This window comes from Achromobacter sp. 10T422 (genome assembly GCF_056394065.1).
The window spans coordinates 550,399-563,754 of record NZ_JBFTHD010000004.1; the positions used below are offsets into that span (position 1 = coordinate 550,399).

Here is a 13,356-nt window from a genome sequence, read left to right on the forward strand (position 1 = left end):
AACTCGTGACGCAAACTCGTGGAGCCAACTCGTGGCGCCCAATCGTGGTGCCCTTTAAGGCAGCCGCCGGTCAGGCAAGGCGATGGGCGTGTCGTCCATCGCCTGCAAAAGATCGCCCAGGCCGCGGGCGGACGCACCCTCCATCCGGCCGCCCGGGCCGCAGACGTTGTCGGCGCTGGTCCAGGCGGGCGCCGCGCCTGGCAGACGGCGCGCGCGCAGCCAACCGCGCCGGTCCACCATGAACTGCGCGCCGGCCAGCGCATCCACGTTGGCCCCAGCAGCCTGCGTATCTACGTTGGCGCCAGCAGCCAGCGTATCTGCGTTGGCGCCAGCAGCCTGCGTATCTACGTTGGCGCCAGCAGCCAGCGTATCTGCGTTGGCGCCAGCAGCCTGCGTATCTGCGCTCAAACCAGCGGCCAACGCATAGGCGTCCCACGCCCCCGCGCCAGACGCGACGCAATCAGCGTTGACGTCACTCGCCGCCCCCCGCGTCAATGCCACCGTCAGCACGCGCGGGTCTTGGGGTTCTTCCGGCGCGCCGGGCGCCACTGCCACCACGCGCAGCGGCAAGCCGCGCAGTCCGCGTAAATCTTGCGCGCGTCCGTCACGGCATGTCAGCGGCACGACGGGCGCGGGGACGGCCGGCATGCCCACGCCGCCACTTGCGCCGTACGCTTGCAAGCGCAGGTAGTCCAGCACCTGCCAAATCTCGTCGTCACGCAACACCGCGTGAAAACCATGCATCGACGCACTCGCGTCGCCCTGCGCCACCTGCCAATGCAAATCACCTTCCAGCCGGTTATCAAACAGCGCCGCGCCCAGCACGCTGGGCCACACAGGCAGGCTGGCCGCGCGCGGCCCCCGGCCGTCTGCCGCCACGCCATGGCACCCAGCGCAATGCGCCTGGTATAGCCGCCCGCCCTGCAACACGTTGGCCTCCGAAAATGCCAAGGGTGAACGCTGATACGACGTGCGATGCGCCTCGGTCAGCAGCATTTGCGGACGCGGCCAATGCGCGCTTGCGGCCAACACCGCTGCGGCCACCAGCAAACCCAACCGCCAGCGTCGGACAAACAACGCCCACACCAGCAACACCAGCGCCACGCCACTCTGCGCCAACGCCAGCCACAGCTGCCGCCACGTATGCGGGCTGACGGGCAGATCCGGGTCGTAGCGCCACGCGAACGGCCAGTGCGAAATAGCCAACGCAGAAGGCGGTTGCCGCCAGATCACCACGGCGGCGGCAAGCGTCAATAACGCCAGCGCCGCCACCGCCAGCCCCAGCAGCCTCACCACGTTGCATCCAGCCCCAGCAAGGCCAGCGCGCGATGGCGCAGTTCCGCCAATCGCGGGTCGCCACGGTGCCTGGGATACGGCAGATCGTTGATGATCTCGTCCTTGATCCGCGCGGGCCGTTCGCTCAGCACAATAATGCGCGACGCCATGAACAGCGCCTCTTCCACATCGTGCGTCACCAGCAAGGCCGTAAAGCCCGTGCGCTGCCAAAGCTCGACCAATTCAGATTGCATGGCGATGCGCGTCAGCGAATCCAGCTTGCCCAACGGCTCGTCCAGAATCAGGATGCGCGGATCATTCACCAACGCGCGCGCCAACGCCGCACGCTGCGCCATGCCGCCCGACAACTGATGCGGATACGCCTGGCTGAAGTCCGCCAAGCCCACGCGCTGCAACGCGTCGTCTACGCGGTGACGTTCGGCTTTCAACAAACCGCGCGCCTGCAAGCCCAGCGCCACGTTGTTCCACACGGTGCGCCAGGGGTACAGCGTCGGGTCTTGAAAGACCACGATGCGCGACGGCGATGGCCCATCAATCGGCGCACCGTCAGCCAGCAAGCCGCCTTGCGCCGGCGGCTCCAGCCCAGCCACCAGCCGCAGCAACGTCGACTTGCCGCAGCCGCTGGGGCCCAGCAAGGCCACGAATTCACCGGGCTTGACCTCCAGGTCGATGTTGTCCAGCACCGGCAACGCCGCGCCTTCCAGATCGAAGTGATGATTCACGCCCTGCACGGCCAACGCCGCGCCGCGCGAAACCGCGTGCGGGTTTACCGTCTTTGCCGCCACATCCGTCACCGCTGCGCTCACCATTTCACGACTCCTTTCTGCCAGGCCAGAAGACGGTCGCGTCCCAGGAACAGCAAGGTGATCAAACCGGAAAACACCAGCGCCATCACGATGAGCGCGCCATACATATTTGCGTACGACGCCCAGCCCTGCGCCCACGACAAGTACCAGCCCAAGCCTGATTTCACGCCCATCATTTCGGCTGCAACCAGCACCGAGAACGAGGCGCCCAGCCCCATGAACAAGCCCACGAAGACTTGCGGCAACGCGGCGGGAATGGCCACGCGCAGCACCAGGAACCATTCGTTCGCCCCCATGGTGCGCGCCACGTCGTAGTAAGCGCGGTTCACGCCCGCCACGCCCGACCACGTCAGCACAGTCACCGGAAACCACGTCGCCAGCGCAATCAGAAACACGGCGGCCGACCAACTGGAGGGAAAGAAGAAGAACGCCATCGGCAACAAAGCAGTAGACGGCACCGGACCCAGAAAGCGCAGCACGGGATGCACCCAATAGCCCAGCCCGCGCGACCAGCCGATGGCCACACCCGTTAAAAACCCGGCGGCCGCGCCCAGCAGAAAGCCATTGGCCAGCAGCCACAGCGAATTCAGCAGGCTGTCTGCAAGCCGCTTGTAGTCGGTCACGTAGACCTCAATCAGCGACTGCGGGGGTGCAAAGAACGGGCTGGGCAGCCACGCCAGTTTCGCCGTGGCGATTTCCCACGCGCCCACGGCGATGGCCAGCGCCAGCAGCCACGGCCCCGCGCGCCGCACCGCCTGCACGGCGCGCGGCTGTTCTGCGCCGGACGCGGCCAACAGCAACAGCAGCACTGCCAGCACCAGCGCCGCCACGCCAAATTCGCGCGTGTAGCCCCAAGACGAAAAGCCCACTTCCACATTCGGCCATGCCAGCGTCACCGCTCCCACGCCCGCCCACAACGCGGCGGCGGCAACGCCGGTCTTCCACAGCCTCCACCCCGGCGCGGCGGCCAGCGCTGCCCCGCGCACGGGCAACGACGCGTCAGCCGAGGACATTGGGCACCACCACTTGCGCGTACTTGTTGATGTCCAGGTTGGCGCTCAGGACTTTGATGGTTTTCAAGTCTTTGGCGTAGCCCACGATTTCCTCGCGCAGCGCGGCACCGGTCGATGCGTGGCCGTGGCTATGGCTGCGCAAGATGGCGGCCACGCGTTCGGCGGGCACCTTGCCCGGCACATAGGGCGCGAAGATGCGCGCGGTTTCATCCGGGTTTGATGCCGTCCAGCGCTGTGCATCAATCACCGCACGCGTGATGGCCGCGGCCGACTCCGGGTCCTTGCGCACGAGGTCGCCGCGCAGCCCCAACACGCAGCAGGTGCGGTTCTCGTAGTCGCCTTCGATGTTGGTGGCAATTTCGCGCAGCTTGTTGTCTTCGCGCAGCGTGTAGATCAAGGGGTCATCGCCCGCGATGGCGTCCACTTCACCCTTGCGCAGCACCTCGCCGAACAGGTCTTGCGGGTACTGGCGCCAGTCCACGGATTCCGGGTCGATGCCCAACTGCGCCACGCGGATCGCAAAGAAATTCTTCACGGGGCTGGCCTGGTCGGACACGGCCACGCGACGGCCCTTCAGGTCGTTGACGCTCTTGATGGGCGAGTCTTCAGCCGTCAGCAAACGCATGCAACCCCCGTGCGTGCCCACCGCCAGCTTCACGTCAAAGCCTTGCTCCAGCGGTTTCAGCCAGCGCAGCGCCATGCCGATGCCGCCGTCGGCATGGCCCGTGGCAATCGCTTCCAGCAGTTGATCGGTGGACCCGCTGAAATTGATGCGTTCGACCTTCAGGTTGTACTTTTCGAAGAAGCCGCGTTCCAGCGCCACCGACACCGGCGACTGGCAGACTGCCGTCTGGCTCCAGGCAATTTTGAACGTTCGGGGCGACGCATCGGCCGCCAGCACGCGTGAACCCAGCATGCCAAGCGGCGCGACCAATCCCGCAATGCCGGCCGCACGCAACAGCGCGCGGCGTGAAACTCCACGCGACGAATTCGCGCTGGAATGGACGTTCGTATTCATCAACCTTCCTTATGAGCAGACTGTGAATGGCGATGATTGCCATGCGGCATCATCAGCCTGTGCTCAGGCGTTCGACAAATACAAAGTGGGGATAACAATATGGGCCTGATGGCCGCGCAGCGCGCCTCAGGCTAGCGGAATCCCGCGTGGGTGTTGCGTGTGCTTATTCGGGCAAATGGTCCGGCACGCCGTCTTCATCCACGCTTTTCACGCGGTCCAACGCGTTGCGCGCGGCCGACATCGCTTCGATCGCGCCGCGAAAACGCCGGCTGACAAAGATCTCGAAGGGCTGGCCTTCGGGCTTGTCCTCAACCGCTGCGGCATCGGCGTCTTCCTGCTCGACAGCCTCGCCCGGCTTCACCTTGGGCGGCAGGCGCCTCGTCTCCAGAAAGGCGCGAGCGGGCGTGCGCCCTTCGGGCTGCGTCGCGTACGCCACCACTGAAAATCCGTTGATCGTCTTCTCTAGCATTGCGGTCCCCAATCGCTGCGGCCAAAAACGGCGCAGCTCATTGTTAGCGACAACGGCCGTCCGGTAGAAAACTTAAGCGCCCAACAAAAAGCCGGGGTTGATGTGAATCAATCCCGGCTTAGTCGTGTGCGGCGCGCGCAATGCACATACAAACGATTTTATTTTGTCGACGTAACCGCCTCCATGCGCACACGCACATAGCCCGCCACCTGTTCCAGCACCGTCGACAAATGCCCGCGCAGAATTTCGAAGCCCGCGTTGCGTTCACGCGTCGCCTCGTCCATGTACAAGGGGCGGCGAATCTCCACTTGCAGGCTGTGCCGGTTCAGCGCGGGCTGGCCGATCTGCGCGATCAGTTGCACGCCTTTGTAGGGATCATTGCGCGCCACCGTGTAGCCCAGGTCACGCAGGGCTTTTTCGATCAGCGCGATGAACTCTGGCTCGCACGTGGTGCCATCACGATCACCCAAGACGAAGTCGGCAAGCGGATGTTCGCTGTGCCGGCCCAGACGCTCGTAGGCGTCGTTCGGCATGGAATGCAGATTCAAGTGCCAGACCGCGCCAAAGCGTTGTTCGACACGGCTGATCGCTTGCGACAAGGCCGCGTGATAAGGCTCGTAATAAGCCTGAATGCGATGGCGCACTTCGGCCAGGCTCAGCTTGCGGTCGTAAATGGGCGTGGCCTTGTCCATCCGGCGCCAGATCAGCCCCTTGCCCAGACGCGTCTTCTCGCCCGGGTCCAGGGGGTGGGGCCAGGGCTCGGCCAACAACTCCGGGTCCAGATCCTGCAACGTGCGGTTGGGGTCGATGTAGACACGCGGAAAATTCGCCGCAATCAGCGTCGCACCCAGCGCGGGGGCCGCCGACCACAACGCGTCCACGTGCGTGTCTTCGCCTTGGCGCAACTGCGCCCGCGTCGCGGCTGCCCCGAAATCATCGGGATAGCGTTCGCCACTGTGCGGCGAATCACAGACCAGCGGCAAGGCGGGTCCTTCGGGTTCATGCACGGATACCGCGTTGAAATCGGCGTGTGTCATCGTCAATCAGCCTGAATGTTGGCGGCCTTGGCCACCTTGGCGTAACGGGCCAGGGCCTGTTCGATCTGGACCTGGAATTCTTGGGGAGTCGTGGGCATCAGCGTACCACCCACGTCCTCGGCCTTCTTGCGGAATTCCGGGTCTTGCATCGCGGCGCGCACGGCTTGGTTCAAGCGGTCGATGACAGCGGTCGGCGTGCCAGCCGGGGCCACCAGACCGAACCAGCCGCCCGTGCCCATGTCGGGGTAACCCAGCTCAATGTACGTGGGCACATCCGGCAGCAACGGCGAACGTTCGGCGCCCAACACAGCCAGCGCGCGCAGCTTGCCGCCCAGCACTTGCGGCAAGGTCGACGACAGGTTGTCGGTGATCGCATCCACCTGGCCGCCCATCACATCATTCAATGCCGGGCCCGCGCCGCGATACGGCACATGCAGCAGCTTGATGCCCGACAGCATCATGAAGTTCTCAATGTTCACGTGTCCCAGCGAACCGATACCGGGCGACGCAAAGCTGTAGCGGTCGGCGGGTGCGCTCTTGGACAGCGCCACGAATTCGGCCATGTTCTTGGCGGGCAGATTCGGGTTGATGGCAAACACGCTGGGCACGGCCAGCACATTCGCCACGGGCGCGAAATCTTTGATGGGGTCGTAATTCATCTTGCGGTACACGGCCGGGTTCGAGCCGTGCGTGCTCATCGTGGCCATGCCGATCGTGTAGCCGTCGGGGGTCGACCGCGCCACCTGCTCCATGCCCATGGAGCCGCCTGCGCCCGCCTTGTTCTCGACCACGATGGTCTGCTTCAAGTCGCGGCCGGCGTATTCCGCCACCAGGCGGGCAACGATATCGGTCGATCCGCCCGCGGCAAACGGCACCACCAGCTTGATGGGGCGCTCGGGATAACCGGCGGCATGCGCGATGCCGGCAAAGGACAACGTGGCGAACATGCCGGCAAGCGCGCAACGCGCGGACCGGCCAAACAGGCGGCGAGACATGGAGCAACTCCGAAGGTGAGGTCGTTCGCGGGTCTGCGAACACGGCCGCCAGTGTCCGAACTTTACGGTCTGCTTTCAAACGACTATATTGCACGCCTTCATTACCAAAGGTCATGCTCGATGCGGCTGCATTCGCCCTCCATGTCCGAGCTGCATGCCTTCATCACGGCGGCACGCTTGGGCAGCTTTACGCAAGCCGCGCAGACGCTGTGCGTCACGCAGGGCGCGATCAGCCGCGCCATCGCCCGCCTGGAAGCGCATTTCGGCCAGCCGTTGATGCATCGAAACGCGCACGGGCTGACCCTGACCGAGATGGGCCAACGGCTATACGACGGCGCGCAAGCGCCCTTGCAGGCCATCGAAACGCTCAGCACCGAATTGCGCGCCGACGACCGCCGGCTGCGCCTGACCTTGTCCACGGTGCCCACGCTGGCCAGCGCCTGGCTCGTGCCTCATCTGCCCGATTTTCATCGGCGCCATCCAGACATTCAGCTGAGTTTTGCGGCCTACCGCCGCAACGAGGACTTCTCCGGCGCAACGCCCGACGCCAGCATTCTGTCTGGCACGCCGGAGCAATGGCCGGGCTGGGATGCCGACTACGTGATCGGCCGCGAGATGGTCGTGATCTGCCACCCCGGTCGTCTGGCCCTGCGTCAGGCGCAAGGGCTGTGGAGCACGCCCCACGGTTTGCTGGGCGAGCCGCTGCTGTATCACACGAATGGCATGGGCAATTGGGCGCAGTGGTTCACCGCGGCGGGCGTGCCGCGGGATGCCGTGACCTTGTCCAATGGGTTCGATCAGGTGTCCATCCTGATTCGGGCGGTGATGGCCGATATGGGCATCGCCGTCCTGCAACGCTGCCTGGTGCGCGATGAGCTTCAGGCCGGCCGTGTCGCCGCCCCGTTCCCCGATCTGCCAATTCGGCTGAGCCGCGGCTACCACCTGTGCGCACCCACGCAGCGGCGAGACCACTACGCGCTGGCCTGCTTTCGCCAATGGCTGCTGCAAACGGCCAGCGCGGACCCTGACGTTGTGGCGGCGGGTCAAGCCGAATAGCAACGTATCGTCATATTAAGAAACTTTTAGTTTCTAGTTTTGACGGCCACATAATTCCAAATGAAACGGGCCTCTTTTCAGAGGCCCGCTTGTAATGCGACGGAAAGCGACCGAAAACCGCCCTAAAGCGATCAGGGTGCGAGCTTGAATCCGAGATCCACGCCCCACTTATCGGTCTCGCGCAACCACTTTGCCCCGCAACTTAGGCACCGAAAGTGGTCTTCACGGCTTTCTTCCCGCCCTTTTTGGGTCGGATTGGTGAAACCTTGATGTCCCAGGTGCGAATGCGGGGCCACGCCCGAAAGTCCCGGGTTAATGCGTTGGCAAGCCAAACACATAACGCTCATTGATGCTTCCCCACAAACAGTGTTGCCAAATTGTAAGGGATTTCACCAATATTTTTCTATCAATTTATGTCAATCAAACAACAATAATTGTTAATACGGCAATTAAACAACGATTGGTAACGCCGCCAGGCAGGTCGCCAAATGGTAAGGCGAGGTCGAAGGCATATCGCTGCGCACCACCGCACCGGTGCCGTCCAGGCACTCGTACCAGCCGCCGGGGTGCAGGAAATTGGCCCGGAAAGCCGCCAAGCCAGACGCCAACGCAGGCAGATCGCCCACTACGGCCAGCGCGCGCAAGTATTCCGTTTGGGCCCAGATACGGCGGGTGTCATCCACCACCGCCCCCGACTCATCCAACGACGCCAACACGCCAGGCCCGCCCACATCCACGCCATGAAGGCGCGACCATTGCATGGCGCGCGGCAAGGTTTCAACCAGATCCAGCCCTTCGAAAACCTGGGCGGCGCCTTGCACCAATGACAACCACTCGAATTGATGTCCTGGCTCCAGCCGGTTATCGGCAGTGCCTTGCAACGCTTCCGAAATGCACTGCGTGGGGGCATGCACGAAGAACTGGCTCATGCCTTGCGCCAGGCTGCGCAGATGCTGAGCAAACAACGCCGGCTCCGCAACTTGAGCGGCAGCCAGATACGCTTCGGTCAAATGCATCATGGGATTCTGCGCAGGCGGGCGCAGCGGCTGGGTCAAATCGGGGCTGAGCGCAGCATGGTAAAGCCCATCCTGCGTCTTGAAGCGCGACTCGATCGTCGAGGCCGTTGCCAGCATGAGCTTGCGCGCATCGGCGTTGCGGCTACGCTGAAAGTACGCAGCGCAGGCCAGCACGATGAACGCGTGCGTATAAAGATCCTGGGTGTCATCGAGCGGAAGCGCTTGGACGTCCACGCTGTAGCGCCAGCCCCCGTGTTCGCTACGGAACACACGGCGCAACGATTCGAACAGGCGATCCGCATGCTGACCCGCGGCCGCGCCCGGCGCCTGTGCAAACACATACAGCTGACGCGCGCAGGCCATCGCGCGATAACGCGCGGGCGGCAAGGGTTCGCCGCTTGCGCCATCCAGCGATTCAAATGGGAGACCGAGTGCGCTATTGAAGCCCTGCCCCATCCACATGGGCAGGATGACAGAGGCGTAATGCTCGCGCAGCGCGCGGATATGCTCCGTCAGAGAGAGATTGGTCTGTGCGGCAGTCATCTTGGAACGACGCATACCCAAAAAGGGCCCCAGGTTTTGGAGCAGCAACGATAACCGAAATTTTCGTCGCAAATTTTTGAGTATTCTCCGAAGCGTCATGCACACACAGACCGGTTCAACCGATCAGCTCCGTCAAGGGAAGTACGCCCTATCGGAAGATGTTTTCCTCGACCCAGTTCTGCGCGAATATTTCCGCGCGGTCACGTGCTTCGTCCAAGGAAGCGCAGTTGCCCAAGTGGGAAAACGCGGCATCCACTTCGGTGCCGCCCTCGGCCGTTACCGTCAGCAAAACGCCATATCCGCCGGTATCCATGGCCGCTGTGGAAACGTCGATCAGAACTTCCTGGTCACGATGCTGCATGTGCTACCTCCCAGTCGGTTACCTAAACGCGTGAACCACGCGTGACGTGGCGGGATCAAATTCCCGCGTAAATAAATAGACCTGAAAGCGTCACGCAAGTTCATCTTACTGGCGACCCGATGTGCGCGATACGTCCGGAGGATGCCAATTGCCACATTCCGTCTCAGGAGATTCCCGTACTGCGCAAGATTTACCCGCAAATACGCGACATACAGCGAAAATATTCGCAAGATATGCAGCAAACCGGCACGTCTTGATGCAAGACGCAGCGAGCCAAGTGGGATATCGGGGACCGCAGCGATGGTGACGATAGGCCAGCGAATGCTGGCCCTGTGATCGCTTAGCGCACGTGAATGGCGCCCGGTTCTTCCATGCGCAGGGCGAGCTTGCCCTTTTCAGTGATCTGCCAATGGCCATCGGCGCTGGCCACAATGCAGCGCAGCGTCACAAGCGCCTGCGAAACCTCGGCAGGCACTTCAGCGGGTGCGGCGCCCGGTTCGTCTTGGTCGGCAACCGCCCGAAGCCAATGACCCAGTTCGCCCTTCTGGAAACGATGCAATGCCATGCGTGACTCTCTCTTCAATTGCGAAACGATAGCACGACGAGGCAAGTCCCTATCCGCCCATCCGCGCATGGGCCCGCTACGACGGACGCAGCACCAGCGGCCGCTTGAAGCGCGAGGCCACAGCAGACAGCACCACGCTCACACCGATCAACGAGAGGCCCAACGCCAGATCAGCCGAAATGCGTTCATGGAAAACCACTGACGACACGATGAGCCCGATCACCGGCACGCACAGCATCGCGATGGACGTTGCGACCGGCGGCATCTTTTGCGTCATGCCCAGCACCACGATGAACGTCAACGCGGTGGCAAGCGGCCCCGTGTACAAGATGATGGGCCAGGCGTCCGGCACCGTCAGGAACGTGGGCGCACCATCTCGCATCCAGGCCAGCGCCGCCAGCGGCACCGTTGCAATTGCCGTCTGCCACGGAATCATGTCTGCCCCCAATCGCACATGACGATTGCCGCGCAACTGGATGATGTTGCACGCCCAGGCGAATGACGCGCCCAACAGCATGACCAAACCGATCACCGTGTGCGCCTGCCACGGGCTGAAGGCAGGAGCAACGATCACGCCAATACCCGCATAGCTCAACGCGGTGGCCAGCCATTGCCCGGCCGACAACCGTTCTTTCAGAATCAGCGCCGACAGCGGAATCACCCATATCGACGTCGCATAGGCAATCACCGACGCGCGGCCCGGCGCCACATATTGCAAGGCCCACAGCGCCAACGCGGTGAACGCGCCCATCTGCAGCAGCGCCACCCCCGCCACCAATGGCCATTCCTGGCGGCTGGGCAGACGCAAGCGGCCCATCACGCCCAGCACCAGCACACTGATCAAGGCAGCAGACCCGAACCGGCTGGCGGCCAGCCAGAGCGGACTCATGTGCGCCAGCCCAAGCTTCATGACGGGCCAATTGCCGCCCCAGATCATGACCGCGCCCACCAGGGGCAAGAACTTGCGCAACGTGCTTTGCTGACTCATTACTGCTCGATGACTGCTGGATTATTCTGCGCTTTGGCCGATTAGCCAAAGGAAGGAATAGTCTATAGGGTAAACCCCAGCATATTTCACCTCAATTCACTTCGATACACTGCACGCACAGCACGAATGCACTGTCTATTCAAAGCCCTTAGGTGACTTATGCCGGAAATCAACCTGGATGCCACTGACATCCGAATTCTTAACGAACTGCAGCGCGATGCGCGTCTGACCAATGTCGAGCTCGCCGCGCGGGTCAATCTGTCGGCCTCGCCATGCCTGGCGCGCGTGCGCCGGCTGGAAACCGAAGGGCTGATTGATCGCCGCGTCACCTTGCTGAACGCGCGCAAGCTGGGCCTGAAGGTCAACGTGTTCATCCAGATCTCGCTGGACAAGCAGCGCAAGGCCGCGCTGGATGTCTTCGAACGCGAAATTGCCGTTCTGCCCGAAATCATGGAGTGCTATTTGATGTCGGGCGATGCCGACTATCTGATCCGCGCGCTGGTGCCGGATGTCGATGCGCTGGAACGCTTAATCGTCGAACACATCACGCGTATCCCGGGCGTGGCCAGTATCCGCTCAAGCTTTGCGCTCAAGCAGGTGCTCTACACCACCGCCGTTCCGCTCGCCTGAAGATACCGCGCGACGCTTTCAGAAACTTGCGGGATCACGGCCGCGCCCGCACAATGAATCCGTCGGTGCGCACTTGCGCGCCGGCGTCCCTCCCATCGCTTAGCAAGGAGCAAACCATGCCCGAAACAGAATGGTTCCCCGGTGGCACGCTACCCGATCGTCAGGGCTACTTTGAAGTGGAATTCGACACAGGCGAAACTGAAATCACGCGCTACGGCATGCTGGGTTGGGAACCCGAGCAAGACCGCGGCCACATCGTGCGTTGGCGCGGCCTGGACCCGAACATCGAAGAAGCCGAAATGCAACGCGAAAGCGCCGTCCGCAATAACGGCGATACCCTGCTCGGCTAAACCAGCCACCCACAAAAAAACGCCGCGGAAAACTCTCCGCGGCGTTTTGCTTGGGGGTGACCGATTAACCGATTACCAGTTCAACTTCGAAATCTTGGTACCGGCCAACGACACGCCCGCCATCAGGCCACCGTTGTTCATCACGAAACCGACGACGGGCTGCTGCGCCGTGTTGGTGTCGATGCGGCCATTGGCGCCGATATTCACGACAGCCACTGTCGCATCCGCGCCCACGGTCCAGCCGCTGCTGTTGCGGAACTTGTTCAGGGAATCATCCGTCATGAACAACAGCACCATGGCCTTGGATTGCGCGCCAGCCTGGAAGCCAATCGAACCCGCCGTCGTGCTGTAGTAGCCGGCATTGGAGCCGCCCACCCGCAAGACGCCATTGCCGTGTTCAGCGCCCACGATGAAGCTGCCGCTCAACACGTCAGGAAAGACCAGGACGCCCTTGGCGCGCGCCACCAATTCCTTGGATTGCGGCGATGCTTCGTAGAGCTTGGAGAGGGTCGCGTTCGCAGCGCTGTTCATTGACTCGCGCTTATCAGTCGCTGTTGCGGTGGACTTGGGGCTGGTGGTGGTGCAACCCGCAAACAGCAGGCCTGCCACACCGATAGTCGCTGCCGCTAGACCAACACGACGCAGGACAGGAAAAGTATCAAACATGGAACTCTCCTTTATTGTTGTCATCCGGTACCAATGTACCGGCCAAACTCTACCGCGCATGGCACACGATTGTGATAAACGAAACAAAACCTACCTGATGTCGCCCCCATTAAAGTGAGCCATCTCCAGAACCCATGCGCCTGACCGAGGAAAAACAGCGGTGGCGGCTCAGCAACATTTGGTAGGGCAATTACCTGGGCCAGCCACGGGCGCCAATCATGGCGTAGCTACAGAATGCCGTACCGCGGCTCGCCGGTTGCAGCGTCTACGGAGACGATGCCGGACAAGACCAGGTCGGCATGGCGCCGGGCGACGGCCGCATCTGCAAACGTCACGAATCTGGGCAAGGACCAGCGTTGTTGAAAATCGCCATTGCCCGTACGGCTCACCGTGACGACGATGGCCAACACGCCAGCATCCAAGCTGACGATTTCGCATCCCACTTGAAATCCATCGATATGGCGTTGCGGGCACGCGTTCATGCTTGCGCTCCTGAAATCTGAGTATCCGGGCGCAATATGCCAAAAAAAAAACTGCTTGAAAAGCA

At 62.5% G+C, this 13,356-nt stretch carries 17 protein-coding genes; 3 read left to right on the forward strand and 14 right to left on the reverse strand.

Annotated elements, in window-relative coordinates; genetic code table 11:
* Window positions 1–54: 54 nt before the first annotated feature.
* The 7 genes from AC1DB0_RS13070 to AC1DB0_RS13100 form a co-directional block, all read right to left on the reverse strand.
* On the reverse strand, window positions 55–1,293 hold the full coding sequence (locus AC1DB0_RS13070) for a c-type cytochrome (protein WP_476757094.1): 1,239 nt from the start codon (window positions 1,291–1,293) through the stop codon (window positions 55–57).
* Window positions 1,290–2,105, reverse strand: a complete 816-nt coding sequence (locus AC1DB0_RS13075; RefSeq protein ID WP_346552702.1) for an ABC transporter ATP-binding protein — start codon at window positions 2,103–2,105, stop codon at window positions 1,290–1,292. Before AC1DB0_RS13075 ends, AC1DB0_RS13070 begins: the two co-directional genes overlap by 4 nt.
* Window positions 2,099–3,115, reverse strand: a complete 1,017-nt coding sequence (locus AC1DB0_RS13080) for an ABC transporter permease (protein WP_054422296.1) — start codon at window positions 3,113–3,115, stop codon at window positions 2,099–2,101. Before AC1DB0_RS13080 ends, AC1DB0_RS13075 begins: the two co-directional genes overlap by 7 nt.
* Window positions 3,102–4,133 carry an ABC transporter substrate-binding protein gene (locus tag AC1DB0_RS13085; RefSeq protein ID WP_476757026.1) on the reverse strand — a complete coding sequence of 344 codons (1,032 nt, stop codon included), beginning with the start codon at window positions 4,131–4,133 and terminating at the stop codon, window positions 3,102–3,104. Before AC1DB0_RS13085 ends, AC1DB0_RS13080 begins: the two co-directional genes overlap by 14 nt.
* 163 nt (window positions 4,134–4,296) lie before the next feature.
* Window positions 4,297–4,602 carry a hypothetical protein gene (locus AC1DB0_RS13090; RefSeq protein WP_476757027.1) on the reverse strand — a complete coding sequence of 102 codons (306 nt, stop codon included), beginning with the start codon at window positions 4,600–4,602 and terminating at the stop codon, window positions 4,297–4,299.
* A gap of 158 nt (window positions 4,603–4,760) precedes the next feature.
* Entirely contained in the window at window positions 4,761–5,639 is an 879-nt protein-coding gene (locus AC1DB0_RS13095) for an N-formylglutamate amidohydrolase (protein WP_476757028.1), read from the reverse strand.
* A 2-nt stretch (window positions 5,640–5,641) separates the two neighbouring features.
* Window positions 5,642–6,634 (reverse strand): Bug family tripartite tricarboxylate transporter substrate binding protein, encoded by a 993-nt coding sequence (locus tag AC1DB0_RS13100; RefSeq protein ID WP_054422300.1) that lies wholly within the window; start codon window positions 6,632–6,634, stop codon window positions 5,642–5,644.
* A 120-nt stretch (window positions 6,635–6,754) separates the two neighbouring features.
* Between AC1DB0_RS13100 and AC1DB0_RS13105 the strand changes: the two genes are divergently transcribed.
* Window positions 6,755–7,690 (forward strand): LysR substrate-binding domain-containing protein, encoded by a 936-nt coding sequence (locus AC1DB0_RS13105; RefSeq protein WP_476757029.1) that lies wholly within the window; start codon window positions 6,755–6,757, stop codon window positions 7,688–7,690.
* Between the two features lie 131 nt (window positions 7,691–7,821).
* Here the strand turns inward: AC1DB0_RS13105 and AC1DB0_RS13110 are convergent, their stop codons facing one another.
* The 5 genes from AC1DB0_RS13110 to AC1DB0_RS13130 form a co-directional block, all read right to left on the reverse strand.
* Window positions 7,822–8,037 carry a hypothetical protein gene (locus AC1DB0_RS13110; RefSeq protein WP_082386981.1) on the reverse strand — a complete coding sequence of 72 codons (216 nt, stop codon included), beginning with the start codon at window positions 8,035–8,037 and terminating at the stop codon, window positions 7,822–7,824.
* A gap of 102 nt (window positions 8,038–8,139) precedes the next feature.
* Window positions 8,140–9,249, reverse strand: coding sequence for an AGE family epimerase/isomerase (locus tag AC1DB0_RS13115; RefSeq protein WP_427948983.1), 1,110 nt, complete (start codon window positions 9,247–9,249; stop codon window positions 8,140–8,142).
* Between the two features lie 148 nt (window positions 9,250–9,397).
* Window positions 9,398–9,610, reverse strand: a complete 213-nt coding sequence (locus AC1DB0_RS13120; protein WP_006218759.1) for a hypothetical protein — start codon at window positions 9,608–9,610, stop codon at window positions 9,398–9,400.
* Window positions 9,611–9,950: 340 nt separating this feature from the next.
* Window positions 9,951–10,175, reverse strand: a complete 225-nt coding sequence (locus AC1DB0_RS13125; RefSeq protein ID WP_175169855.1) for a hypothetical protein — start codon at window positions 10,173–10,175, stop codon at window positions 9,951–9,953.
* A 76-nt stretch (window positions 10,176–10,251) separates the two neighbouring features.
* A complete protein-coding gene (locus tag AC1DB0_RS13130) occupies window positions 10,252–11,163 on the reverse strand; it encodes a DMT family transporter (RefSeq protein WP_342066522.1) in 912 nt (303 codons plus the stop codon).
* Between the two features lie 159 nt (window positions 11,164–11,322).
* Here AC1DB0_RS13130 and AC1DB0_RS13135 point away from each other — a divergent pair, with 159 nt between their 5' ends.
* Entirely contained in the window at window positions 11,323–11,793 is a 471-nt protein-coding gene (locus AC1DB0_RS13135) for an Lrp/AsnC family transcriptional regulator (protein WP_006226939.1), read from the forward strand.
* 116 nt (window positions 11,794–11,909) lie between these two features.
* Window positions 11,910–12,143 (forward strand): hypothetical protein, encoded by a 234-nt coding sequence (locus tag AC1DB0_RS13140; RefSeq protein WP_054422305.1) that lies wholly within the window; start codon window positions 11,910–11,912, stop codon window positions 12,141–12,143.
* Between the two features lie 72 nt (window positions 12,144–12,215).
* On the opposite strand, the gene AC1DB0_RS13145 is transcribed toward AC1DB0_RS13140, so the two are convergent.
* Together AC1DB0_RS13145 and AC1DB0_RS13150 are read right to left on the reverse strand one after the other, a co-directional pair.
* Window positions 12,216–12,809, reverse strand: coding sequence for a BPSL1445 family SYLF domain-containing lipoprotein (locus AC1DB0_RS13145; protein ID WP_054422306.1), 594 nt, complete (start codon window positions 12,807–12,809; stop codon window positions 12,216–12,218).
* 227 nt (window positions 12,810–13,036) lie between these two features.
* A complete protein-coding gene (locus AC1DB0_RS13150) occupies window positions 13,037–13,291 on the reverse strand; it encodes a hypothetical protein (protein ID WP_054422307.1) in 255 nt (84 codons plus the stop codon).
* Between the last annotated feature and the right edge of the window lie 65 nt (window positions 13,292–13,356).